This is a genomic window from Cyclobacterium sp. SOCE241, assembly GCF_056867545.1.
The window spans coordinates 4,907,536-4,934,058 of the sequence record NZ_CP149779.1 but is presented as its reverse complement, the minus strand read 5'-3'; the positions used below and the strand labels follow the sequence as shown (position 1 = coordinate 4,934,058).

The following is a 26,523-nucleotide window of genomic DNA, read 5'->3' as shown; positions in this document are numbered from 1 at the left end:
TATTCATATCATTTAGTCATAAAATTCATCCAAGCTTAATTTCCTAAGTACCAGAGGGATTTTCTCTTTTAATTTTTCACGTTCTGCAGCCATATAAGCAAGTAATACTTCACTGCCAATAAATGAAATTGCTGTATAGCAGAAGAAACCATCCGGATCATCTTCGAGTACTTTTAAATGGGTCCAACTTTTCCCTTCATCCTTTGAAATAGCCGCTGTAAGTGGAGTTCTATAAGCAGCTGTTTCTTTTACCAAACCTTTGTTATTGTTCCAAATCAACATAAGATCTCCGGTTTCAGGAATTCTCTTTAGGGAAGCTGGTGCCCTAGGTGAGGCAATATCTGAAGGATATACTTCTTCCCAAGTCAAGCCTTGGTCCTCCGATTTACTTAAGTATTGCACCCCTCTGTCTGTACGCAACCACATCAAAATCTTACCATTTTCTAATAAAACTACCCCCGGTTCCTGAACCACTACCCTATTTTTATTAGGCATTTCCATCCCCGAATGCCATGTTTTACCATTGTCATCAGAATAATAACAAAAAATTGATCCACGCATGCTAAAATCAACTCCTGCAGTTTTATGTAAGGATACAGGAGCCAATAATCTTCCTCCCGAAAGTTGTATTACTCGATCATTGTTCAGTACAAAGTACCCTTTCTTATCTGTGATTACGGGAACTGGATCAGACCAAGTTTTGGCCTCATCAGTAGAAAAACGCATATAGGGAATGCAGTCATCCAATGAATTTTTTCGCGCATAAAATAAAGCAATCGACCCGTCAATTAACCTCAGAAAGGAAACAGACATGACATTCATGCCTCCTTCATTGGATATGATTACCTCGTCTTTGCCGGTCCATGTATTCCCCCATCTTTAGAATAGCGGCCTGCAATCACCCCACTGGCGTGATCCCCTGAGCCTCCTTCAAATTTTGAATATGCAAACAATATCCTTCCATCCTTCAATTGGATAAAACTTCCTTCACTATTCCTCGGGGGATTACCGTCTTCTCCAATTTGAAGAACAATTTCTGATGTGTTTAACAATGCCTGGGCTTTGGAAAAACTCCCTAAACTCAGAAGAAATACACCTACTAATACTAATAACTTTGATTGTTTCATGATAATTGGTTGGTAGCTTGTCGTTTAATGTTCTCCTTCATAATAGGCACCTCCGCAGGTCGGAGCTGTAGGGTCAAAAATCCCTAAGGATTTAAACATTAATCTCGCTATTTCTGAATGGCCTCCACCATTCGGATGCAGAGGATCATTGAGCCATTCCTTAAAAACTTTTGCTCCATTTGGGGTTTCTAACTCTTCACTCCAACGACCATAATTATCAACTAATATCACCTGCTCTTTTTCAGCAATTGATTTTATAACCTTTACATATTCCTCTAGACTTTCTTTATTAGGATCTAAGGCTTCAATAATAGGATTAGGTGTATGTAGGATTGGAATGGCCCCTAGGCTTCTAAACTTCTCCACTAAACTGATAATATTTTTCTCATAATCTTCTAGGGTAACCCGCCCATTGGCACAGTCATTTGTCCCTATCATGATTGACACCACATTGGGCTTAAACTGCTTCACCCTCCATTCAAAATCGTCAAGGATATTCCTGCTTGTATTTCCACTGATTCCCGTATTGATGACAAGGTCTCTTACCCTACCTAATTCCCACCTTATCCGCTCCGAAAATATTTCAGGATAGGAGCGATACCCATGGGTATGTTTTGCGCCGTGAGTAATACTATCTCCTGTAAAAACCCAAATCAATGATGTTTTCCCCTTGAGCAATAGAGCAATTTTCTCTTTGTCGTTCTTTCCAGAATGAGTAAAAACAGAAACTGCCTTTTTCCTATAGAGCTTAGGTGAAAAAGATAAAATGGCCGGTATTGGCAGTAGACAAAGGCACCTTATAAAAAATCTTCTTCCTGAAAGTCTATTCATTCCTTCTATTATTACTGATTGATATCAAGCTATTAATTTCCAAGCCTATTTCTTTTTTATAAAATCCTTTTCATATAACCTGACCCGGAGCCCTCCTTGCATGGTAGTGACCCACAATTCACCGGGACTACGTTCAAAAACATAGGGATAGGAAATCCTTCTCAAAGGGGGATCCATTTTTTTACTGCTGTCAATTTTAGCAATTACTGAAGGAGCAGACCATGTTCTTCCCTCGTCTTCTGAAAAGGCTATTGACAGCTCATCTCTGTGGTTACTAGCGGCCACTTCTGACCATTGTTTATCCCCTCCAGTTAACGGGTAATAATCCGTGCCTTCCGGGAATCTCCTATTCCACACCAAAACCAACCTGCCACTTTCAAGCCTTTTAAGCAAACCGGGAGCAGAACTTGCAGGTATATCTGTTGGCCGGATACCATTCCATGTTTTTCCATCATCAGTGGAGAAGGCCTCCCAGAAAGTCCCCCAGTTGGTTCTCATTAACAGCCATAATTTCCCTTGAGGAAGTGATTCGAGCGTTGCTTCTGTCACCCCACTGTGATGCCCAATTCCTCCGAGATCGATAATATTAGACCTTTCCCAAGTCTTACCTTCATTACCCGACTTATAAGTCAACACCGTATGGTGTCCCGGGTGATGCCGCATCATCATGGAAGTAAAAACAATGTTTCCATTCTCCGTTTCTATCATGTCACGAATAGCACCGGTCCATTCATTATGGAGCTTTTGAACGTCTTGCCAAGTTTTACCCCCATCTAAACTCCTCACTGTATAAGTTGGCAATCTGGCACCGGGTGAATCGGAAATCTCTTCTTGCCAGTCCCAGTTTGCCCTTTCCTTTAAGTTCATAAATGCCAAAACGATTACACCATTACTGGTTGAAAGAATAGCACGCTCATCCGAAATCAAAAAACTTTCCGGGTTATCAAATACAGGAAATCTTTCCCAAGTCATCCCTTCATCCCTACTGATAATACAATCTGTTCCATCGACAGTTAGAATACCACCGTCAAACAATTTAACAAATGGCCCCATCATCATGCCTTTCAATTCATCAACCTCGGGGTAAACCAGTGCTCCAATTGAGATTGATTTACCATTGTTTGAATTTAAATAAGCATGCTGCGCCTTTCCGGAGTTGGAAAGGGCAGCCATGATCATGGTTAAAGCTAATACTCGGTGAATTATTAACATAGGCAAAAGGTTATTTATGGGTTTTTCACTGTCTTCTAATTACTGTTCGTAACCTGCATTTTGGCTTATTTTTGAATTCAAACTAATGGTTTCTAAGGTAATTGGCCAAACCAAAAGATAATCTTGCCCTTCTTTACCGTGTAAGGAAGGTACTTTCTCAAAGGCCTTGTCGAAACGAATCAGATCCCACCATCTTTTTCCCTCAAAAGCCAATTCAAACAACCTCTCCTGTAAAATAGCCTCGTCGTTTTCTTCTTGGGAGGAACTTACAAATTCAAAGCTAGAGAAATTCTCTCCATAAGCTCTTGTTCTTATCTCATTCATTTCAGCGGAAGGATCCTGACCCAGTGCATTTTTGGCTTCGGCGATAAGTAGTAATAATTCCGCATACCTATAAATAACAATATCATCCAAAAACCAACGGGTCCCTGATTCTGTATAACCATCCCCTTTCTTCACAATTGAAGTAATAAAGGTATTGTCCTCATCCGTGTCATAAATCTCGAAAAAGCTTCCATCTTTCCTACTGTCCTCATTACTAAATTGATTGCGCATGGTTGCTGATGGTGCCCACCAATTGAAACCTCCCGGAGTGCCAACAGTGGCAAGTGTTTCTTCACCATAAGACTCTTTTAAATCAAGAGAATTTATATACATGTCTGAATACATGTTATTGGAAACCTCAAAATCATTGAAATGTACTGAGAAAATTATCTCATTATTTCCCTTATTATCAAAATCAAAAATCCTGGAAAAATCATCCAAAAGAGTCAGGTCAGCAGATCTTACTTCGTTTAGCGCATTTAAAGCAACAGTTATATCAGATTCTCCACCCCCATGGTTTTGCCGGTCCACAAATAAACGTCTCCTTTAAGAGTATTAACAGCTGGTTTTGACCACATCGAACGGCCATTACCAAATACATTGTTTGGAAAAAGATCAATGGCCTTTTCCAAATCCGCTTTTATTAATTCAAATACGGAAGAAACAGCAGCCCTTTCCTGAAATGTAGTTTCTGCATCAAAACCTTCAACAGGTGTCGTAATTAAAGGAACACCCCCCAAGTCTTGGCAAGAATAAAATACATAAAGGCCCTCATGCTATAAGCCTGTGCCAGTAGATCATTTTTATTTTCTTCATTAGGGAAGGTAATATTGGGAACATTTTTTATTACCAAATTGGCATAATTAATCACTTTGTAAGACTGCAACCAATCGAGATCGGCATTACTTTCATTCATGTCATTTTCAAAATACTTTCTTCTATAATCCGCATTCTGAAGCCCCTCACTCATGATCTCGCTCCTTGATTCTCCCATAAAATAGAGTGTTCTACTTGACAGATCTCTAAACTGGTTGTACATCCCAATCAGTCCTCCGGTAGCATCTTGTTCAGATTGCCAAAAAGAGTTGGCACCTATCGAACTAATGGGGGCTAATTCCAAAGGCTCTGTACAGGAATAATTAAGCAGAAAAACAGTGATTCCTAGAAGGCATGTCTTTATATTAACTAATATTTTCATGATTTTTTATGTTTGATCAGGACTTAATTAAAGAGAAAGGTTGATACCTAACATGATATTGCGAGGAACAGGAAAACGCCCTCTATTCATTCCTCCTTCTTCAGGAGAAAGACCACTAAAATCAGTAAAATAAATCAAGTTGTTTCCTGTAAGATTGAGACGGATTCCTTCAATTCCAATCTTTCTATACCAGCCGGCTGAATAATCGTAACTTAAGGTAAGTTCCCTTAAAGCTAAAAAATCACCTTTCTCATAGTTCACAGAGCTTCCGGCACCATTGTCTAGGTTTCTTGGATCCCCTCTCCAATAGTTACTTTGGGCCACTTGATCTGCCCAGTAAAACTTAGGAACGTCGGTTACATCCCCTTGATTTTCCCAAGACCTCGCAATATTTGAGCTCATATTGGTATTTCCTACAAACTCACCATCCAAATTAGCCCTCACATAGTTATAAATAGTATGTCCGGTGGTATAGTCCATTCTCATATAAAGGTTAATCCCTTTATAATTTACATTATTCGAAAAGCCTCCGGTCCATTTAGGGAAAATATTGCCCATATAAACCCTATCTCTGGTATCGATCACATCATTACCATCCACATCCAACCAATTCACATCTCCACCATATCTGGTTCGGTCAGGACCGGCCATGATCAAATCCTGAGGTGCAGCAGCAGCTTCATCATCAGTGGCAAAAACCGACAAGTACTGATAGCCATACATTTCTCCAATCTGACCTCCTTCTTGTAAACCACCTTTCCAAACATAATCACCGACAGAAGGATCATAGACATTAAAACCTCCAATTCTATTGTTTTCATTGTCATTTTCCGGAAGCTCCAATATCTTATTTTTCACATACGAAGCATTGAATCCCAAATTCCACATCCAATCCTTTGTCTCTAGGATGTTAAAACTGACCTCTAGCTCTACACCTTTATTTTCTAAACTACCAAGGTTTGTCAACACACTGGTAAACCCGGTCAGTTTAGGCATGGCCAGAGTAGTGATTAAATTAGAAGTTTCTCTTTGATAATAATCAAACAATAAGCTGACGCGGTTATTGAACAAACTTGCATCAAAACCAATATCAAATGTTCTGGATTGCTCCCATTTTAGGTCAGGATTCGCAATGGTAGTATATTCCACAGCAGCGTTTCCTTGGTAAATGGCTCCCACACTATAACCGCCCTGGGCTTGAAAATCGCTAAGGTTACCCAGATTACCATTAAGGCCATAACTTGCTCTCAATTTGAACTTATCAATTGCTGCAGGAGCACTCCAGAAAGTTTCATTGTGTAAATTCCATCCCGCAGACACTCCAGGGAAGAAACCCCATTTGTAAGCAGAACCTAAGTTAGATGCACCATCATATCTGGCACTAACTGATAATAAGTATTTGTTGTCAAAATCATAATTTGCTCTGCCGAAATAACCCAGAATCAATTGCTTTCCTTTGGAACTGGAAACCTGTACTGGTTCTCCTGAAGCGTTTAATGTAGGTATAAGATCAGTAGCGGCTCCACGACCCTGAGCAAAAAGACTATAATTGTCTCTTTGATACATAGAATAACCGAGAGTAGCATTGAAGTTATGTAAGTCCGTAAAACTTTTCTCATAATTCAAAACTGCATCAAATTGTAATTGTTCCCAGTTGGTTTGACTTCCGGTAGCATTTCTATCTTCCACCAATTGAGTGGGTGAATTAAGATAGGACATCAAAAAGGTATTGGCCGTATTGGCTCGGGTAAACAACGAAGCAGAAGGCTCAAAACTCAGACCGGGGGCAAGTTCCCAATTTGCACCACCACTCAAGGTCATTAAGGTCAATGTATTGTCATTGGTACTGCGGTTTAAATGATAGGCAGGATTACCTAAAGAACGACTCACCCCCGGAGACAAGGTTCCATCTTCAAAGGTATACTTTGCAGTGGGAGGTGTGGCAATGGATCTTTCAAACAAGTTGTTTTCACTGTAAACCAAATTATCCGTGGACCGAGTAAAATTTAACCCTGCAAAAACAAATAATTTGTCACTTACTTGCAACCTACCGTTCATATTGGCAGTAAATCTTTTATAATTGGTAGTAATTGCTATCCCATCCATATCTGAGTAACCAACCCCTAAATTAAAGGTGGCTTTCTCCGTTCCTCCAGATAAGTTCAAATAATGATCTTGTGTCATGGCGGTTCTAAACAGCACATCTTGCCAATCTACCTCATCAAAAATAATGGTTTTGCTGGGGTCTACCGGATCAGGCATGCTTTGCCAGCCTTCACTTAGTTTGTATTCATTTTCAGGGGTTAAATATTGAGTAGTATAAGCCGTATTATTGGTAAGGTCATTCCCAATACCATAACCGAATGCTCCATCCAATTGAGCAAGCCTTGATGGAGATTTAATCCCTGTAGCAGCTACACCCAACCTTGAGTAATAGATATAATCCCTGGCAGATAATAAATCATATTTCTCACGTAGTTGTGAGGCTCCAATTGTATACCTATAGGTCACCTTTGTATCTCCTGCCTTTCCCGACTTAGTGGTCAAAATCACCACCCCATTGGAAGCTCTTGCACCATAAATGGCTGTGGATGCAGCATCTTTTAACACCTGCATGGATTCGATATCCATTGGATTGATCCCCTGTATATCGTCTCTAATTACACCATCTACAACGTATAAAGGTTCCGCTCCATTAGGATTGTTGATGGAAGTCCCCCTCTTACAATTATTCTTGGAGAGGCGCCGGGCTGTCCGCTCAAGGTTTGAACCCTTACTCCGGATACTGTTCCTTGTAATGCGGAAGCAGCATTTCCTAAAGGAATGTTTTCAAGTACCTTGGTATCTAATGTACTTACAGCAGATGTAAGTTTTTCTCTGGATTGTTCACCATATCCCACCACAATTATCTCATCTAAAGCCCCCAAGGCAGTTTCTAGTGTCACCTCAATATTGGTTTGATTGCCTACGGTGATTTCTTGTGTTTGGTAGCCTATGGCTGAAAATCTTAAAACGGTATTGTTACCGGAAATGCTAATGGAAAATTTACCATCCATGTCGGTTACAGTCCCCAATGCAGTGCCAACATTTATTATATTGACCCCGGGAATTGTCGTGCCATCTTCCTGGGAATAAACTGTTCCGGTTACAATCTCGCTTTGCGCCAACACAGTTTCGGTTTTGAAGGATAGGATCAGCAACATTATAAAAACAAATTGCCACCATTGTGTGTAGAGTTTCTTGATCATATTTGTCCTATTTTATTTTTATTTTGAAATTCATCAGCTATAAACAACTTATTTACAGCATTTAAAACACAATACAATATGTATTATTTATTCAAATATAATAAAAATTTATTCTCATCAAAATCCAATCATCCAAATCTTTGGCGATCCCCATCCATTTTCATTGATTCAAAACATTATTCTGCAAAAAATTAAATTATAAATGTAAAAAAACAGGTCAAAAAAATTATTATATGATAAAAACCTGAACAAACGAGATAATCCAATACGCAAAAATCACACACTAAACGCTGAAATATAAATACACCAATGGGTGCACCTATTTTTTATCAGACTTATCTTTATTTGATTTTACAATGACAATAACCATAAACTAGTAAACGGTTGGTCACTTTTTAAATACTTAAACAAAAGCATTTTATAGGATCAAACACATAGCTCCCTTTAAAATAAACCAGAAATGATTAATACATGAAAGCAACCAATCCACTATAAAAATATTTTATGTATTATTTATAGCTATTAAAACTATTATTTTTTGTAAATTTATCTTGACAGCGCTCGACAAGTCGTTTAAACCAAATGAATTAAGAGACATTTACCGTAATTCCATCCTTGTCTTTTTAGTGTTAACCGCCTTTTAAATGATCGGTTTAATATTACTTATTATATTTGTAACATTCGAAAATCAAAAACACACCAGTGAATACTTTCAATGTCAAGCCCAAACCTGTTCTAGACACATCTCTTTCTTTGGTAGATAGGGTAGAACAAAACCTTCGTGAATACTTTGCAGAAGCAAACCTTCAACCCGGAGATGCCATTCCAAAGGAATCAGAATTGGCCTTATCCATGGGAGTGAGCAGAACCGCCTTAAGAGAAGCTTTATCAAGACTTAGAACTCTAGGCTTAATAGAATCCAAGAGAAACAGGGGAATAATATTAACTCAGCCTGATATTTTAGGAAGTTTTGAACGTGTACTGAATCCAATGCTATTGGACAGTGCCACCCTTCAGGACATTTTTGAATTGAGGTTGGTTTTAGAAATGGGCATTACGGACCTCTTATTTATTCGAAAGTCCAAAGAAAACATTGAAAAGCTTGAATTACTTGTAGCAAAAGAAGAAGAAACCAAGGATAAGTTTCTAAAAAACAGGTATGATGCCGAGTTTCACTCCATGCTCTATGAGATTTCGGGCAACCAAACGCTTTTGAGGTTCCAGAAAATGTTACTCCCTATATTTAATTTGGTGCATAGCGGCCAGATCATAGGCAAAACAGAAGTTAAAAATGCTGTCACTCATCGTGATTTATTGACTGAACTACAAAAAGGGTCTCCTGCCTCTTTTAGAGAAAAAATGAGCGTCCATCTAAAAGTCTATCTTGACAAAGTTGATGAATAAAACACGGACAGAAATTTAATTCTACCCGTGTTTTTTTACTTATAATTTAAATTATCCTTGATAGTCTTCCGCAACTTGCTTAGATACACCTAAGCCATCAATTCCCAATTCCACAACATCTCCTGCTTTCAAATATCTTGGCGGCTTCAATCCCATTCCCACACCGGCAGGTGTTCCTGTACTGATGATATCACCCGGCAGCAAACTCATGTATTGACTGATATGGCTAACCAATTGAGGGATATTAAAAACCAAGTCAGAGGTATTACTGTCCTGCAACATTTCCCCATTCACCTTTAACCATAATCTTAAATTGTGCGGGTCAGCGATCTCATCTTTACTCACTAAGTTTGGCCCTAGAGGAGCGAAAGAATCTGCGCTTTTACCTTTTAACCATTGGCCACCGTGCCTTAATTGAAAGTCTCTTTCACTGACATCGTTGTGTACCACATAACCAAAAACATGGTCCATAGCATCTTCTTCAGAAACATAATTGGCTTTTTTACCAATTACTATTGCCAATTCAACTTCCCAGTCGGTAGCTTTAGAATTTTTCGGAATAACAATAGGATCAAAGGGACCGGAAAGCGCAAAGTGGCCTTCATAAACAAAACAGGTTGTTCAGGAACAGCCATACCACTTTCCTTGGCATGCAAGGAGTAATTTAAGCCTACACAAATGATCTTTGAAGGAAAAGGAACGGGGGACCCTAATCTGGCATCCGCAGAAATCTCAGGACAATCTGCAGCATTTGCTTCCAGCCATTCTTCCAATTCTTTTAGCTTACTGTCATCTCCTAAGAAATCAGCCGTCCAGTCTGAACCAAATGCTGAACAATCAATTTTTTTCCTTCTGAGGTTATTACTCCGGGCTTCTCCTGACCCACATTTCCAAATCTTATTAATTTCATCTTTTTATAATAGTTTTAAGTAATTACATTTTTAAGTTAGAGAACCCTCCATCTACCAAATAATCTGCACCAGTCAAAAACTTAGCCTCATCAGAGGCTAGAAAATAAGCCATACTGGCTACTTCTTCAGGTGTTGCCATTCTTCCGATTGGCTGAGTAGCTGCTAGCTGTTCAAACATCTCCTTCTCATTGCCGGGATATGTTTTTGAAATATAATTGTCTACAAAAGGTGTATGCACTCTTGCCGGAGAGATGGCATTGCAACGAATATTATCTTTTACATAATCCCTTGCAATGGTAAGTGTCATATTAAGTACTGCTCCTTTACTCATTGAATATGCGAAACGGTCTGGAATACCCACTGTTGCCGCTATTGATGCCATATTAATTATTACACCTCCACCGTTGGCTTTCATTCTACCAATCACCGCCTTGGAACAGTGGAAAACACCTTTAATATTTACAGCATATAAACGATCCAGATCTGCTCCCTCCGTAGACTCAAGATCCCCTATATGGGAAACCCCCGCATTGTTGATCAACACATCAATCTCGCCTGAAACTGAATCAATAACTTCTGTTACCTGAGATTGATTGGATACATCTGTCTGCTTAAAATAGACATCATAGCCCTTCTCTTTCAATTTTCCGGCTACTTCTTCTCCATTTTCTTTATTAAAATCCAATACATAGACACTGGCACCTGATGCAGCAAACTTCTCTACTATTGCCAAACCTATTCCACTGGCCCCGCCTGTGACCAAAACATTTTTTCCCTTCATTTATAGTAAAATATTATATCTTTTAATTGATCAATAGCCTAAATGGTCTATTTTCCTAACATTGGAAATAGTCGTTTTAATTCTTCTTCTGAAGGCTGAGTACCATATTCACAAACTTCAAAGGCCTCTGCATACTTTACCTGGGCTGCTTTGTTAGCCCCATACCATTTCACCAAACTTTCCCTTACAGAAGCATTGATCCTTCCACCTCTTTTTCCTTCAACCAAGCAATTCTTTCTTCTTTGCCTTCGGGAACTTCATCAGCATACCCTCCTATCCATGGCAACCACTCATAAAATTGCGATTCATGTGCGTCCAGTCCATGGATTTTTTTATCAATTACAGGTGTGATATCAATGGCAATATGTGGTTCGAAAGGGTTTGGTTTTTGGAAATGATCTTGGAAATACAAAAATACCGGATTTTTGTTAAGCGGGGGCGTATCGGCAGCCACATTGGGCACACCTACCATATAGGCCGCATCCTGCACCAACACCCCTGTATAACGATGGTCTGGGTGGTAGTCGTTAGGCCGTGGAGCAATGACTACATCGGCATCCCATTCTCTAATTTTACGAATAAGCTGAAGCCTGATTTCTAGCGTTGGCAACAATTCACCGTCGTGATTGTCCAGAACATCATAAGTTACTCCCAATCTTTTTGCCACTTCTTGGGTTTCTGCAATACGCCTTTTGGCTAGCATACCTCCTCCTTCTTCCATATGACCTGCATCACCATTGGTAACAGAAACGAACTTTACCTGATGCCCCATCTCCACAAAAAGAGACGCTGTGCCGCCACTTTTTATATCACAATCATCAGGATGGGCACCTATCATGATGATTTTTAAAGGTCTTTCTTGCGCCTCTACTATAGATACCGCAAATAGACAAAATAAAATTGCAATAAAACTTGATTTCATAATCAATATTTCTGTGGTTAAAATTTCAAGGTTGAAGATAGGCATTTAGGGCTGTTTTGCCAATCCACCCATCCAAATTATCAGTCATTCGCCCCCTTAACTCAGAACTTATTCCTTATCTTTGCATCCTAAAATCAAAACTTGCAAATCAAAGTATCAATATATGCTTCAGGTAAATGAAATAAGAGCAAACTTTGCGCATGCTTGCGAAAGGCTTAGCGCCAGGAATATTGAAAATCCTGAAGAATTGCTCGGGAATGTATTAAAGTTAGAAGACCTAAGAAAACAAATCCAACTCGACAGAGACAATCTTCAGGCTGAATCCAATACTATCTCAAAGCAAATTGGCCAATTAATGAAGGCCGGAAATAAAGCGGAAGCAAATAAGATAAAGGAGAGAACTTCTGAGATTAAGCAACAGGTAAAAACGCTTGAAGACCGTTATTCTCAGACAGAAAAAGAACTTACCCAATTACTCTATACCATTCCCAATATCCCTCATGCATCTGTCCCTGCCGGCAACTCAGAAACAGATAATGAAGTGGTGCTGGAAAATGGAACAATCCCCATTCTTGAAGACAGTAATAAAAGCCCACATTGGGATTTGATAAAAAAGTACGACATCGTAGATTTTGAATTGGGGGTCAAGATAACCGGTGCAGGGTTTCCTGTTTATAAAGGAAAAGGCGCTAAATTACAAAGAGCTTTGGTCAATTTTTTCTTGGATGAGGCAGAAAAAGCCGGTTATGCGGAGGTACAACCACCAATTTTAATCAATGAAGAAAGTGGCTACGCCACCGGCCAGCTTCTGACAAGGAGGGGCAAATGTACTTTGCCCAAGAAGATGGGCTTTACTTAATCCCTACTGCAGAAGTTCCCATTACAAATATGTACCGTGGGTCCATCTTGCAAGAGGAGGAATTGCCTATCAAAAACACAGGCTATACACCTTGCTTTAGAAGAGAGGCAGGTAGCTGGGGAGCCCATGTAAGGGGCTTGAATAGGCTACACCAATTCGATAAAGTAGAAATAGTACAGATAACTCATCCGGACAACTCTTACAAGACCCTTGACGAGATGAGCCTTCATGTACAAGGTTTGCTTCAAAAACTCGAATTACCATACAGGGTATTAAGGTTATGTGGGGGTGATTTGGGTTTTACTTCCGCCTTGACTTTTGACATGGAGGTTTTTTCTGCAGCGCAGGAAAGGTGGTTAGAGGTTAGTTCTGTTAGTAACTTCGAAACCTATCAATCCAATCGCTTGAAGTTGCGATTTAAAAATCAAGACAAAAAAAGTGTATTGGCGCATACGCTCAATGGTAGTGCCCTAGCTCTCCCAAGAATTATGGCAGCTATTCTGGAAAACAATCAAGGTGAAGAAGGAATCAAAATGCCTAAAGCTTTGGTACCTTATTTAGGATTTGACATCCTAAAATAAACCTTGTAGCTATCATGAAAATTTGGCCTGAATTTTCTAATTAGATTTGAAACGAGTGTTGTTATTAAAAGTAAATAAAGTGGTTTACCTCAGGTGATAGATTGTCTAAAACCTATTTCAGCATTAAGATTTAGATTAAAAAAAGGGCTTTCTCACAACAAGAAAGCCCTTTCCATTGGTTAATAGAGGGTTTGCTATATCGATAATTTTTGTTTCCAATCTTGAACTTCAGCATAACACTGATCAACAACGGCTTTTTGATCAGCGGTAAGAGGGTTTTTGGCACGCCTGCTAATCAACTCCAAATCTAAACCTTCCTTATTGAGGTAATACCGAGAAGAAATCATGTAATTTTTTGTTATCCTTGATTCCATGTCACGCAATTTTTCTTGCAACCAATCTACTTGCTCTTTTTTCCCTGAATTTTCAGCATATTTACATAGCCACGCTATAACCTCAGGGTAATAGTTTCCTGCAATAGGAGACAAACCTGCTCCTCCATTGCGAAGAGAAGCTGCAGCACTCCCCATATGGGCATTGTACAATCCAAGCTTACTTCCTTTGGCGGTTTCAAGTTTCGCTTTGATATTATCGATGTCCTCAGAAGTATCTTTATGGTATACAAACCTACCGGATTCCAATAAAAAGTTAAGAACCGGCTGTGATAGAATTCGCTTGTATGGCGAGGGACACTCATATGTTCCCAATGGAATATTTCCGGTCAAAGCCAGGTAGTCTTCCAGATTTTTGATTACCACATCATCAGATTCTCCTTTTTCTGCAAAGTGGGAAGTAATCATAATCACGGCATCTACGCCTGTATCTGCAATTTTTTTGTAAATTCAGCTTTCTCTGCTGCGGTATTACCAAAGGAACCTGTTGCTACTACAGGGAATTTCCCATTGACTTTTTTTACTACCGTTTTTGTCACCTTCAACCTTTCCTCCGGGCTAAGATCATACATTTCACTGCTCAGGCAATTGGCAAATAATCCTCGAGCACCTGATTCAAGATAATAATCTGTCAGTTTTTTCAACCCTTTATAGTCAACAGTCATATCTGGTTTATAAGGGGTTAGCATTACAGGAATAAAAGCTTTTTCTACTGCTTTTGCCTTAATTGGTGAGTTGGCCAATAAACTATTCCAAGGAGCCAGCCCTACCATCGTACCTAATGCCATTTTTCCTAAAAATTTTCTCCTGTCATTGTCAAAATTCATGGTTTTTTTAATTGAATTGAACCTAATAATCGGGATTCAAAAGGTTTACATATTAATTTCAGTGATAAATATACTTTTTAATAATAACCGTGAAAAGCCAAAAATAGACCAGTGGCAATTCATAAATTATCCTTATTGGGAGAAATTTTTATTCTTAGGTACCTATATTTGCTTTTACTATGTGGAAAGAAGTAGTATTACTGGTAAAAAAAGAAGCCCTATTGGAGTGGAGGCAAAAGTATGCCCTCAATGGAATACTTCTATACGTGACCAGTGCAGTATTCATCGCCTATTTAAGCATGGGAGCAGGCCAAGGCAAATTACAAGTTCCTATTTGGAATTCTTTGTATTGGATTATTATTTTATTTTCTGCAGTAAATGCAGTGGCAAAAAGCTTTGTTCAAGAACAACAAGGAAGGCAGTTTTACTATTTTATGATTGCTTCTCCGGAAGCAATTATTTTATCTAAAACCATTTACAATACCGGGCTCACCTTGGTATTAGCACTATTAGGCTACATTGTATTTGGAATTGTTTTTGGCAATCCGGTAGCCGACCAACCTTTTTTTCTATTAAACCTTTTGTTAGGAGCTATAGGGTTCTCAGCAGCATTGACAATGGTTTCGGCCATTGCCTCGAAGGCAGGCAATAATGGCACCTTAATGGCCATTTTGAGTTTCCCGGTGATGATACCCATTCTTTTAATGACCATTCAAGTTTCCAAAAGTGCAATCGATGGGTTAGACAGGGGTATAAGCGCAGAAAAGATACTAACATTGATGGCGATAAATGCCATCGTTACAGCTACCTCATACATCCTTTTTCCATATTTGTGGAGGAGTTAAAATTGCCAACCGCCGGCTGAGCTTGTCGAAGTCAGATGTGGTTTTTAATCGTCCATTTCCCCTCCAAATTTTGGTTAAAGCCTGATGAATTTACATTGCCCTTATAAATGGGCTACACCTAAACCTATTGAAGTAGTTTTTTTTTTAATCAATTGGTGAGGAAGGAAAGCTGGACTATTAAATGAATTTGAAAACATTCAGTTTTTTAGAACTAAGTTACGCTTCGCTAAATTTAGATCAGTACATCCCAATGCAGCACTGCAGACAAAAGTATTTCCTTTAGAGGACAGACAGGTCAAACTATCTGAAAGAAAACCAATCAATTCCACTTTTTAAAGAAATTTCCGCAACCAAATAAAATATCAGTATCCAGCACATTAACTAAAAAAGCAACCTTCCAAATGCTTCAAAAAGCAGTTTATATGCTTTCTCAAAGCCGCACTAAAAACGGCCCTATCATTTACATTTACCGGTAAGCAAATAAACGGGATAAAAGTAAATAAATCGCTTAATATGCCCTATTTTTGCGTGTTGATTCAATGAGGTCATAACTGATCCTCCAACCTGTACCCACTATTATTGTAAGGCAGGCATTCAATGTTTTAACTGAATGAAAGGAAGGGGAAAAACATGGCTCACTAAAAACACGTTTGCATATGAAGGCTTATTGGTGGAAAATACTAGCCATTGTACTACTGGCATATACCATTACCGCAGGTTTATTGATTGATGTTCCCAGACTTCCCATTCTGAATGAAACAATTAGAGGATTGTTCTTCCATGTAACCATGTGGTTTGGGATGTTATTAATGCTGATTGTAGCTGTTGTGTATGGGGTAAAACACTTGCGCTCCGGAAAACTAGAAGATGATGACATGGCAGTGGAATTTACCAATGCAGCCATATTATTTGGGGTAATAGGCATTACTACAGGTATGGTGTGGGCCAAATTCACTTGGGGAGATTTTTGGACAAACGACCCGAAACTGAATGCTTCTGCCATCGGCCTTTTGATGTATTTTGCCTATTTGGTTCTAAGAAACTCATTGACTGACGTTTATCAGCGAGCAAAGATTAGTGCTGTTTACAGTATTTTTGCATTCGCAGTATTTATCCCCTTGATATTTATCCTTCCTCGGTTAACTGATAGCCTTCACCCAGGTAATGGTGGCAACCCGGGATTCAATGCCTATGATATGGACAGCAACCTCAGAAAGGTTTTCTACCCTGCCATTATCGGTTGGACCCTACTAGGCGCTTGGATCAGCACGATCAGGGTAAGAATCAGGCGCTTGGAAAGAAATTTAGAAGACAAATTGATCAATCAGTAATATGAAAAAGTTCATTATCATTTTCCTGTTTTTTATCAGCTTTCTCGTAAAGGCACAGGACAAAATAGGGATTACAGAAGAGGATTACCAAAATTCGGATGTGCAGATGGCAGATAAAATGCGCGCTGAAGGAAAAATTTACGTATTAGTCAGCATAATTGGAATTGTTTTGGGCGGTATTCTGGTTTATGTGATACAAACTGACCGTAAAATCAGTGGTTTGGAGAAAAAATATAACGATTAAATCATGAAAAGAGGACATATTTTAGGCCTAGGCATTATCGCTGTTGCGATTGTTATTATTATCACTTCAATAGGTGATGCCAGCACATATGAAAGTTTTTCTACAGCCAAAACAATGGCTTTGAATGGAAAAACTGAAGCAATTCATGTGGTGGGTCAACTTAAGAAAGGTCAAAACGGTGAAGTAGAGGGTATTGAAGTTGGGGAAGACAAAACTTCTTTTACTTTCATTATGGTTGACAATGACGGAACAGAACAACAGGTCTATTACAATGAACCTGTTCCCGCAGACTTTAAAAGATCAGAACAAGTAGTGGTGATAGGCACTTACAAAACCAAAGAAATGTTTGTAGCGGAAAAAATCTTAATGAAGTGCCCTTCAAAATACCAGGAAACAGATGTAAAACCTAGTGCATCTTGATTACTTCCTGCACTATTATCCACTCAAAAAGAATCTTATAATGATAAATACCTTTATAGGTAACCTGGGGCATTTTATGGTAATTCTGGCTTTTGTCAGTGCCTTGGTCTCAGCTGTTTCCTACTATTATTACACCCATGCGAGTGAGTTGGATAAACCATCATGGAAAAATTTCAGTAGAATCACCTTTTACATTCACGGATTTGCTGCAGTTTCCATTGCTTTTTGTTTATTCGAAATAATTTACAACCATCGCTTTGAATATTTTTATGCCTACTCACATTCTTCAAAAGGCCTGCCAGTACACTATATGATTTCCAGTTTCTGGGAGGGACAGGAAGGGGCATTTATCCTTTGGATTTTCTGGGATGTAGTATTAGGACTGATTATAATCCATACCAATAAATTTTGGGAGGGGCCCGTAATGTTGGTATTTGCTTTAGTACAAGCATTTTTGGTATCCATGATATTGGGAATTGTAATTGGCGACCTGAAAATAGGCAGTTCTCCTTTTATGCTATTGCGGGATGTTTCGGAAGCTCCAATATTTCAAATCAATCCGGATTATATTCCTGAAGATGGTACAGGCTTAAATCCTTTGTTACAAAATATCTGGATGGTCATTCATCCTCCAACATTGTTTTTAGGCTATGCTTCCACCTTGGTTCCTTTTGCCTTTTTGATCGCTGGCTTGACACTCAAGCGATATTCTGAATGGATCAGACCCGCATTGCCCTGGGCAATTTTCTCTGCCATGATTCTAGGTATGGGTATCATCATGGGTGCCTATTGGGCCTATGTAACCTTAAATTTTGGAGGGTACTGGAATTGGGATCCGGTAGAAAATGCAGTCTATGTACCGTGGCTTATCATGGTAGCTGCCATACACACCATGATTACTTTCAAGAAAAGTAGTACAGCTTTGAAAACATCAATGGTGTTGGTAATTGCATCATTTATATTGGTTTTGTATGCCACCTTCTTGGTAAGAAGTGGCGTATTGGGAGATTCTTCCGTACACTCCTTTACTGACTTAGGGCTGTCCGGACAATTACTTATTTATATGTTGTTTTTCTTGGCCATTGCCATCTTTCTTACCGTTAAAGAGTGGAAAAACATTCCAACATCTGAGAAAGAGGCCTCGGTTTATTCAAGAGAGTTTTGGATTTTCATTGGAGCAACTACACTAGCCTTGATGGCCTTTCAGGTAATTGTCCCAACCTCTATCCCCGCATACAATGCATTGGTAGAAATATTTGGAGGGCTTTCAAACTTGGCACCACCGGCTGATCAAATAGGCTTTTACACGAAGTTTCAACTTTGGTTTGCGGTCGCGTTGGCTTTATTAACAGGGGTTGGACAGTTTTTCTGGTGGAATAAAATGTCGAAAGACGACCTAAAAAATGCTTTGGTCACCCCCTATATTATCTCTATGGTTTTTGCAGCCATTATTATTACCCTAGGAAAGGTTTACGACATTACTTATATCGTAATTGTTATTACGGGGGCTTTCACAATTGTAGCCAATGGGACCATTCTACTCAAATTGTTAAAGGGGAAAACATTCAAGTTGGCAGGGGGATCCCTTGCCCATATTGGCTTGGGTATGATTCTGATAGGCATTATGTTTTCTTCAGGGTATTCGGATACCATTTCTATTAATATGTCAGGATTGACATATAAAAAAGATTGGGAAGATGAATTGAATAAAGAAAACGTCCTACTATGGATCAATAAGCCCCTTCAAATGAAAGATTATGAAGTTATTTATAGAGGACGCTATAAGAAAGTAGTTGGCGTTCCGGGCTACGTAAAAGCCGATGCCATGGAATCCTTGGAAGGCATCAATGAAGCTTTGGCGCTTGAAAACATTGAAGTGGATGGAAAAACCTATTTTCAGAAAGGAGATACCTTGGATTTGGTCCTAGAGGAAAACTCTTACTTTAAAGTAGAGTATTACCAAGGTGAAGAATTAAAATTCACGCTTTTCCCAATGTCACAGCCCAATCCAACCATGGGCTTGATTTCTTCTCCAGATTCAAAAAGTATCTGACCAAAGACCTTTACACCCATGTATCTGCCATCAACGATTATGAAGAGCCGGAATGGAATGATGATCAATTCATTAATGCAGCTCCGGGTGAGCAGTTCTTTATCAATGACTTTGTAACCCAATTTGAAAGTGCAGATGTGGTCAATGAAATTGATGGAGTTGCTTTAGAGGAGGGAGACATTGCTGTAAAAGCGGTGCTTAGCATAATGGATTACGATGTTAGGAAGGAGCTTTCACCGGTGTTTTTGATTCGTGGAAATCAAGTCGGTAAAATTGATTATATCGACCATGACTTAGGTATCAAAGTGGAAGTGGATAATATTGTTCCAGAAGAAAATAAATTTGTATTTAAGGTCAATACCTATCAAAAAGACTACGTGGTAATGAAAGCAGCAGTAAAACCAATGATAAATGTGTTATGGCTGGGTACTGTCATTATGCTAATCGGTTTTTCGGTTGCTATCTACAGAAGGTTTGATGAATTTCAAAAAATGAAAGCAAAAGGCTTAGAGTAACCGCTTTTAAATAAAAAGTCTAAATTTTAACCCCTAACTAACATTAGGGGTTATTTTTTTATAAATTTATACACATGAAGCTTACGGTATCGGTCATTGGAACGGGAAATGTTGCTTGGCATCTGTCTTCTGCATTAGAAAATGCCGGGCATGAGATTTTGGAAATTTATGGCAGAAATATCCATAAAGCCAACCAGCTTGCCTCAAGGCTTTATGCCACAGAAGCACAAGATCATCTTGATTTTACAGAAAGCCATGCCAAGCTTTTTGTTATTGCGGTAAGCGACCAAGCCGTTCCTTCTATTGCAGAAGCTGTCCTGCTTCCTGAGGGGAGTATCTTGGTGCATACCAGTGGCACATTAGCTTTGGATATTTTATCCTATAGCTCTGCAGATTTCACCGGAATCTTATACCCTTTACAAGGATTTACAAAATCCAGAGAATTATCATTTGAAGACGTTCCATTTCTATTGGAGTCAGGAGATAAAGAGACTTTAAAAACATTAAAAAAGCTTTGCAAAAGCCTTAAATCTCCGGCATATGAAATCCGATCTAAAGAGCGCAAATCAATTCATGTAGCGGCTGTTTTTGCAGCCAACTTTACCAACCATATGGTCTATTTGGCTGAGTCAATAATGAAACGCCAAGATTTGGATTTCGAAATTTTAAGGCCGCTTATTGTTGAGCAAATGAATAAAACACTTCAATTAGGTGCAGCTGATGCCCAAACAGGACCGGCCATTAGAGATGATATCAATACGTTGGAAAACCATTATGACTTCTTGACCTATAATGAGCAGCTTGCAGAAATATACCGAAGTATCTCTCAAAGCATCATCGACAGGGGAGAAATTTAATTACTGATTATCAATTATTTACACCCATCAATAACCAATATAAAATTTGATCATAATTGCTAGATTAAACGTAATCTCATTAGTTTTGTAGCATGAAAAATCCAAAGGCGTCACCTGTATTTACTTTTGGTGGATTTATAAAAATTATCCGTCTAGAGAACCTCCTTATGGTTGCCTTTGCACAATTGATGACGGCATTCTTTTTAGTGGGTAAAACCAAAGCAGGACTACCTGTTTTAGAGGATTACCATCTCTATATGCTAATAATTTCTACCGTAATTCTTACCGCATCAGGTTATATGATCAATGATTATTATGATGTGAAAATTGATTATGTAAACAGGCCTAAAGCTGTGGTGATTGGCAAGGGCATGAAAAGGAGAATGGTGATGATTCTTCATACTGTAATGAATTTTATTGGTATATTGATAGGAACAGTGGTCCATCCTAAAATCGGGGCCATCACCTTTGTGGCTGCATTTCTATTATGGCTCTATAGTAATACTCTTAAACGCTTACCCTTTATTGGTAACTTAACTGTTGCATTCTTAACCGGCCTTGCAATTTGGATTGTTGGTATTTATTACCAAAAGTCTGAATTATTGATCCTCACTTATGCAATATTCGCCTTTTTCATTAATTTAATGCGTGAGATTCTAAAGGACATTGAGGACCGTAATGGAGATAGGAAGCATGGATGTAAAACCTTGCCAATAGTCTTGGGGTTTAGAAAAACCAAAACCGTAATATTTGTTATTGCTTTCTTTTTGTAGTATCAATTTTATTTGTCACTTTCAAAATTAATGAACCACTACTGTTTTTATATTTCGGTGGCTTAAGTTTATTTTTCACGTATTTTATGGTGAAAATATACAAGGCAGATCGTAAATCTCATTTTACTGAATTGAGTACCATTTCAAAAATACTTATGCTTACAGGTATTCTCAGCATGGGTTTCCTATAATCACTAATTCAAATTTTATTAACCATGAAAAACAACCTTCTACCTCTTTTTCTAATCTCCATCCCACTGCTCTTTTTTTCTTGTTCAGGAAAAGACAATCAATCAAACACCAATACACCTACCGAAGAAAAACCACAACTCTTCCCTGACGAGATCACTAAGTTTACCCCATTACAGGAGAACCCTATTTTTACAGCCGCAAAGGAGGGGGCCTGGGATAGTGGCATCAGAGAAAGGGGTTTTATCATGAAAGAAGAAGATGGCTACCATATGTGGTACACCGGTTTCGATAAATATGACGAAAATAGAATGCTTAAATTAGGCTATGCCTTCTCGGAAGACGGCATTGAATGGACTCGGTATAAAGACAATCCTATCTTTAGTGAAAGCTGGGTGGAAGACATGATGGTATGGAAAGAGGATGGAGTTTATTATATGTTTGCAGAAGGAAGAGGAGACATAGCCAAAATGCTAACCTCTACGGACCGAATCCACTGGGAAAATCAGGGTAATATTGATATAAGAAAAGTAGATGGAAGCCCAATAAGTGAAGGACCTTATGGTACACCCACAGTATGGGTAGAAGATGAAGTATGGTATCTTTTTTATGAAAGAGGAGATCTGGGAATTTGGCTAGCCACTTCTAATGATCGAAAGGTTTGGACAAATGTTCAGGATGACCCTATCATTAAAATTGGCCCCGAATCTTATGACAAATATGGTGTAGCCGTCAATAAAATCATTAAATATCAAGGAAATTATTATGCTTATTACCACGCCACTTCATTGGAGGACTGGAGTGACTGGACCATGAATATGGCGGTTTCGCCTGACTTAAAGACTTGGACTAAATACTCAGGAAATCCTATCATGGGTGAGAATAAATCCAGCGGTTTCCTGTACATGATGGTGAAAAATTCAGGTTTTACACCATGCATCCTGAAGTTGTCATCCATTATCCAAGTAAATAATATTTGTTTAAGTTCGCCTATTTAGAATTGAGATTAAACATTACTTTGTAATTTTAGAAAAAGGAATAAAACCAATTGAACATTGAAAAACATTGCCATCCTCGCTTCCGGTAGCGGTTCAAATGCGGAAAAAATAATCAATCATTTTCAGGGCTCTTCAAAAGCTAGGGTTACATTAATTGCTTCTAACAAAAAGACTGCCTACGTGCTTGAAAGGGCGAAAAAGTATGGCGTCCCCACACATACTTTCAACAAAGCGGAGTTGCAAAGCGGCCAACTTACTGAACTCCTAATCAACCAGAACATTGACTTTGTAGTTCTTGCAGGCTTCTTGCTTCAAATTCCCCAAGGCTTGATCAAAGCATTCCCCAATCGAATGGTAAATATCCATCCAGCCTTATTGCCAAAATACGGGGGTCGGGGCATGTATGGAGACAATGTTCACAAGGCAGTTAAAGCAGCTGAAGAAAAGGAAACAGGAATTACCATCCACCTCGTCAATGAACACTATGATGAGGGGAAAATAATCTTTCAAACAGCGGTTAAAATAGACAAAACAGATAGCCCGGACCAAATTGCTGAAAAAGTCCATGTTCTCGAACATAAATACTATCCAAAAATCATTGAAAGTCTGATTTAATGCCTTGATTTTCCTAACTTTGTCACTTCATAAAGTTAAGTTCAAAAGTAAACACCAAACAATCCCCTTTTCTATCGATTTATTTAAAATAAAAATTTAGAGATAGAACTGATTATAAAAAATTACTATAGTAATGGCTGAAAAAAAAATACAATCTGCGCTTATCTCGGTATATTATAAAGACAACCTGGAACCGATCATTGAACAGTTAAAAAACCAGGGTGTAACCATCTATTCTACCGGTGGTACCCAGAAATTTATCGAAGACCAAGGTGCTGATGTAATCCCTGTAGAGGAGTTGACAGGCTACCCTTCCATATTTGGAGGAAGAGTAAAAACACTTCATCCGAAAGTTTTTGGAGGCATATTGCATAGAAGAGACAATGAAGGAGATATAGGCCAAGCGGGAGAATATGGTATTCCCGCAATTGACTTGGTAATTGTAGACCTTTATCCTTTTGAAGAGACTGTAGCCTCAGGAGCATCTGAAGCTGAGATCATTGAAAAGATCGACATTGGAGGAATAGCCTTAATCAGGGCTGCTGCGAAAAACTTCAAGGATGTAACTATCATTGCTTCAAAAGCTCAATATGGTGAGCTAGAGGAAAAGCTCAAAAATCAAGACGGAGCACTTTCATTAGCTGATCGAAAATATTTTGCTGCGCAAGCTTTTAAAGTTTCTTCCAATTATGACACCCATATATTCAATTATTTTAATCAGGAAGAAAATATTCCGGCATTAAAAATTAGTGAGGAATCTGCCAAAGATTTAAGGTATGGAGAAAACCCACACCAAGAAGCGCGTTTCTATGGAGACATCAATGCATTGTTTGATCAATTAAATGGAAAAGAATTGTCCTTCAATAATTTGGTGGATGTGGACGCTGCTGTTTCCTTAATTGCTGAATTTCAAGAAGAAACTGCTTTTGCTATCCTTAAGCACACCAATGCCTGTGGCGTTGCCCTTGGAGAGAGTGTAAAGGAAGCCTATGACAAAGCCTTTGCTGCTGACACTATTTCTGCTTTTGGAGGAGTATTGATCACTAATAAAACGGTTGACTTGGCAGCTGCAGAAGCCATGCATGGGTTGTTTTTCGAGGTATTAATAGCACCGGATTTTGACCAAGATGCTTTGGATTTGCTTAAAGGGAAAAAAATAGAATCCTTCTGAAGCAAAAGATGAATATTACAGGAACCAAGCAAGTCAAAACATTATTGAATGGCTTTGTTGAGCAGGACAAGGATCTAAAAACAGAAACCAAAGATCAATTTAAGGTAGTGACCAAGATCTCTCCCACCGAAGCAGAAAAAGACGCTTTAGCCTTTGCTTTAAAGATCTGTAAACATACCAAATCAAACACCATTATTCTTAGCAACCACGACCAGCTATTTTCTAGTGGCGTAGGCCAAACAAGTAGAGTAGATGCATTGAAACAAGCCATAGAAAAAGCAAAAGCTTTTGGCTTTGACCTTAAAGGGGCAGTAATGGCTTCCGATGCATTTTTTCCTTTCCCTGATTGTGTAGAAATCGCAGGAAATGAAGGAATCTCAGCCGTGGTCCAACCAGGTGGTTCTATCAAGGACAAGGACAGCATTGCTTATTGTGATGCCCATGGAATGAGTATGGTGATGACGGGAGTCAGACATTTTAAACATTAATAGACCATACTACTCTTGGTATTGAATGCCAAGAGTAGTATTTATTGGATTCAATTGGAAAATACAATTTTCCAGTATTTTTCCTTTTAGATTGCCGGTAAATTTAGACTGGTATTTACAATTGGAAAAACGAATTTAAAATAAGGCTTGAAAGCTTCTGAAATTAGCCTATATTAAGGTTGAGTGATGAAAAAATAAGGAGGGGTAGAAAATAGCAGTTTTCCCAGTTAATCATAGCATAACTATTGCTTAATTCGTGATAAATCTGAAAACAACGCCTCGCCGGATCTTGGAACTTAAGCCGGCTTCGGATATTTATTCGGATTATATTGCGTTAGATTTAAAGTAACAATAAACATTTAATTTAGAACAGATCAAAATGGGATTATTCGACTTTTTCTCAAGTGACATCGCCATTGACTTAGGAACAGCCAATACGCTGATCAACATAAAGAAAAAATTATTGTGGATGAACCATCCATAATCGCTATAGATAAAACTACCAATAAAGTATTGGCAGTAGGTCGTGAGGCCATGAACATGCATGAAAAAACCCATGAAAATATCAAGACCATTCGCCCATTAAAAGACGGAGTGATTGCAGATTTTTATGCGGCTGAGCAAATGATCCGAGGATTAATTAAAATGATTCCGGGTCACAACAAAGGCATGTTCCCTCAGTCCCATAGAATGGTGATTTGCATCCCATCGGGCATCACTGAGGTGGAAAAACGAGCGGTAAGAGACTCGGCAGAACACGCCGGTGGTAAAGAGGTTTATATGATATATGAGCCTATTGCGGCTGCCATAGGTATAGGTATAGACATAGAAAAACCAATGGGTTCCATGATAGTGGATATCGGAGGAGGTACTACCGAAATTGCACTTATTGCCCTTTCCGGAATAGTTGCAGACCAATCCATTAGGGTTGCCGGTGACACTTTCACCAAAGACATATTGGATTATATGCGTAGACAACACAACTTGCTTATTGGAGAGCGATCCGCAGAAAAAGTAAAAATTGCAATAGGCTCTGCCCTAACAGAACTTGATGATCCGCCGGAGGATTATGAAATCAGAGGTAGAGACTTGATGACAGGTATTCCTAAGGTGATTAAAGTTTCTTATTCAGAGATCGCGTTTGCCTTAGACAAATCTGTATCTAAAATCGAAGAAGCTGTACTTAAAGCCTTGGAAATAGCACCGCCTGAGCTTTCAGCAGACATTTATGACAATGGTATCCACCTAACAGGAGGAGGGGCTTTGTTGAAAGGTTTAGACCGAAGGTTACATCAGAAAACCAAGTTACCTATACACATAGCAGAAGATCCATTAAGAGCTGTGGTAAGGGGTACAGGAAATGCCTTGAAAAACATCAACCAATTCAGAACTGTTCTCATGACTTAA

General features: G+C 38.8%; 20 protein-coding genes and 7 pseudogenes. 13 read left to right on the top strand and 14 right to left on the bottom strand.

Annotation, left to right across the window (positions count from 1 at the left end; genetic code table 11):
* Positions 1-12: 12 nt before the first annotated feature.
* Genes WG932_RS25020 through WG932_RS24980 form a run of 9 tightly spaced genes read right to left on the bottom strand, consistent with a single transcriptional unit; the run spans position 13 to position 7,940 of the window.
* Entirely contained in the window at positions 13-822 is an 810-nt protein-coding gene (locus WG932_RS25020; protein ID WP_483085789.1) for a sialidase family protein, read from the bottom strand.
* Positions 823-842: 20 nt separating this feature from the next.
* Positions 843-1,127 carry a sialidase family protein gene (locus WG932_RS25015; RefSeq protein ID WP_483085788.1) on the bottom strand — a complete coding sequence of 95 codons (285 nt, stop codon included), beginning with the start codon at positions 1,125-1,127 and terminating at the stop codon, positions 843-845.
* A gap of 24 nt (positions 1,128-1,151) precedes the next feature.
* On the bottom strand, positions 1,152-1,958 hold the full coding sequence (locus tag WG932_RS25010) for an SGNH/GDSL hydrolase family protein (protein ID WP_483085787.1): 807 nt from the start codon (positions 1,956-1,958) through the stop codon (positions 1,152-1,154).
* 45 nt (positions 1,959-2,003) lie between these two features.
* Positions 2,004-3,170, bottom strand: a complete 1,167-nt coding sequence (locus tag WG932_RS25005; RefSeq protein ID WP_483085786.1) for a sialidase family protein — start codon at positions 3,168-3,170, stop codon at positions 2,004-2,006.
* Positions 3,171-3,209: 39 nt separating this feature from the next.
* On the bottom strand, positions 3,210-4,025 hold the full coding sequence (locus WG932_RS25000; protein ID WP_483085785.1) for a RagB/SusD family nutrient uptake outer membrane protein: 816 nt from the start codon (positions 4,023-4,025) through the stop codon (positions 3,210-3,212).
* The gene (locus WG932_RS24995) at positions 3,986-4,234 is read right to left on the bottom strand and encodes a hypothetical protein (protein WP_483085784.1); all 249 of its coding nucleotides are present in this window, start codon (positions 4,232-4,234) and stop codon (positions 3,986-3,988) included. Before WG932_RS24995 ends, WG932_RS25000 begins: the two co-directional genes overlap by 40 nt.
* Entirely contained in the window at positions 4,216-4,692 is a 477-nt protein-coding gene (locus WG932_RS24990) for a RagB/SusD family nutrient uptake outer membrane protein (protein WP_483085783.1), read from the bottom strand. The genes WG932_RS24995 and WG932_RS24990 overlap by 19 nt, the downstream gene beginning before the upstream one ends.
* A 27-nt stretch (positions 4,693-4,719) precedes the next feature.
* Positions 4,720-7,353 (bottom strand): SusC/RagA family TonB-linked outer membrane protein, encoded by a 2,634-nt coding sequence (locus WG932_RS24985; protein WP_483088719.1) that lies wholly within the window; start codon positions 7,351-7,353, stop codon positions 4,720-4,722.
* 8 nt (positions 7,354-7,361) lie between these two features.
* Complete coding sequence (locus tag WG932_RS24980; RefSeq protein WP_483085782.1) at positions 7,362-7,940, bottom strand: carboxypeptidase-like regulatory domain-containing protein; 579 nt, start codon at positions 7,938-7,940, stop codon at positions 7,362-7,364.
* Positions 7,941-8,642: 702 nt separating this feature from the next.
* On the opposite strand from WG932_RS24980, the gene WG932_RS24975 reads away from it, so the two are divergent.
* Positions 8,643-9,344, top strand: a complete 702-nt coding sequence (locus WG932_RS24975; protein ID WP_014020462.1) for a FadR/GntR family transcriptional regulator — start codon at positions 8,643-8,645, stop codon at positions 9,342-9,344.
* 51 nt (positions 9,345-9,395) lie between these two features.
* Here the strand turns inward: WG932_RS24975 and WG932_RS24970 are convergent.
* From WG932_RS24970 to WG932_RS24955, 4 genes and pseudogenes are all read right to left on the bottom strand, one after another.
* Positions 9,396-10,254 (bottom strand): annotated as a pseudogene (locus tag WG932_RS24970) (fumarylacetoacetate hydrolase family protein).
* A 23-nt stretch (positions 10,255-10,277) separates the two neighbouring features.
* Complete coding sequence (locus tag WG932_RS24965) at positions 10,278-11,036, bottom strand: SDR family NAD(P)-dependent oxidoreductase (RefSeq protein WP_483085781.1); 759 nt, start codon at positions 11,034-11,036, stop codon at positions 10,278-10,280.
* A gap of 47 nt (positions 11,037-11,083) precedes the next feature.
* The gene (locus WG932_RS24960) at positions 11,084-11,263 is read right to left on the bottom strand and encodes a hypothetical protein (RefSeq protein ID WP_483085780.1); all 180 of its coding nucleotides are present in this window, start codon (positions 11,261-11,263) and stop codon (positions 11,084-11,086) included.
* On the bottom strand, positions 11,221-11,958 hold the full coding sequence (locus WG932_RS24955; protein ID WP_483085779.1) for a PIG-L deacetylase family protein: 738 nt from the start codon (positions 11,956-11,958) through the stop codon (positions 11,221-11,223). Before WG932_RS24955 ends, WG932_RS24960 begins: the two co-directional genes overlap by 43 nt.
* Before the next feature lie 163 nt (positions 11,959-12,121).
* Here WG932_RS24955 and serS point away from each other — a divergent pair.
* Positions 12,122-13,398, top strand: a pseudogene (gene serS / locus WG932_RS24950) (serine--tRNA ligase).
* 194 nt (positions 13,399-13,592) lie between these two features.
* Here serS and WG932_RS24945 read toward each other — a convergent pair.
* Positions 13,593-14,455: pseudogene (locus tag WG932_RS24945) on the bottom strand (dihydrodipicolinate synthase family protein).
* A 341-nt stretch (positions 14,456-14,796) separates the two neighbouring features.
* Here WG932_RS24945 and WG932_RS24940 point away from each other — a divergent pair.
* From WG932_RS24940 to WG932_RS24890, 11 genes and pseudogenes are all read left to right on the top strand, one after another.
* On the top strand, positions 14,797-15,462 hold the full coding sequence (locus WG932_RS24940) for a heme exporter protein CcmB (RefSeq protein WP_014020456.1): 666 nt from the start codon (positions 14,797-14,799) through the stop codon (positions 15,460-15,462).
* 656 nt (positions 15,463-16,118) lie between these two features.
* Complete coding sequence (gene ccsA, locus WG932_RS24935; RefSeq protein ID WP_149394223.1) at positions 16,119-16,793, top strand: cytochrome c biogenesis protein CcsA; 675 nt, start codon at positions 16,119-16,121, stop codon at positions 16,791-16,793.
* A 1-nt stretch (position 16,794) separates the two neighbouring features.
* Entirely contained in the window at positions 16,795-17,037 is a 243-nt protein-coding gene (locus tag WG932_RS24930; protein WP_014020454.1) for a CcmD family protein, read from the top strand.
* A 3-nt stretch (positions 17,038-17,040) separates the two neighbouring features.
* The gene (locus WG932_RS24925; RefSeq protein ID WP_483085778.1) at positions 17,041-17,457 is read left to right on the top strand and encodes a cytochrome c maturation protein CcmE domain-containing protein; all 417 of its coding nucleotides are present in this window, start codon (positions 17,041-17,043) and stop codon (positions 17,455-17,457) included.
* Positions 17,458-17,497: 40 nt separating this feature from the next.
* Positions 17,498-20,025: pseudogene (gene ccsA / locus WG932_RS24920) on the top strand (cytochrome c biogenesis protein CcsA).
* 74 nt (positions 20,026-20,099) lie between these two features.
* Positions 20,100-20,882: a Rossmann-like and DUF2520 domain-containing protein gene (locus WG932_RS24915; protein WP_483085777.1), complete on the top strand. Its 783-nt coding sequence runs from the start codon at positions 20,100-20,102 to the stop codon at positions 20,880-20,882.
* A gap of 92 nt (positions 20,883-20,974) precedes the next feature.
* A pseudogene (locus WG932_RS24910) lies at positions 20,975-21,846 on the top strand (geranylgeranylglycerol-phosphate geranylgeranyltransferase).
* 24 nt (positions 21,847-21,870) lie between these two features.
* Positions 21,871-22,842, top strand: coding sequence for a glycosylase (locus WG932_RS24905; RefSeq protein ID WP_483085776.1), 972 nt, complete (start codon positions 21,871-21,873; stop codon positions 22,840-22,842).
* A 57-nt stretch (positions 22,843-22,899) separates the two neighbouring features.
* Complete coding sequence (gene purN, locus WG932_RS24900) at positions 22,900-23,457, top strand: phosphoribosylglycinamide formyltransferase (RefSeq protein ID WP_483085775.1); 558 nt, start codon at positions 22,900-22,902, stop codon at positions 23,455-23,457.
* A gap of 133 nt (positions 23,458-23,590) precedes the next feature.
* A pseudogene (gene purH / locus WG932_RS24895) lies at positions 23,591-25,116 on the top strand (bifunctional phosphoribosylaminoimidazolecarboxamide formyltransferase/IMP cyclohydrolase).
* A gap of 379 nt (positions 25,117-25,495) precedes the next feature.
* Positions 25,496-26,523: pseudogene (locus WG932_RS24890) on the top strand (rod shape-determining protein).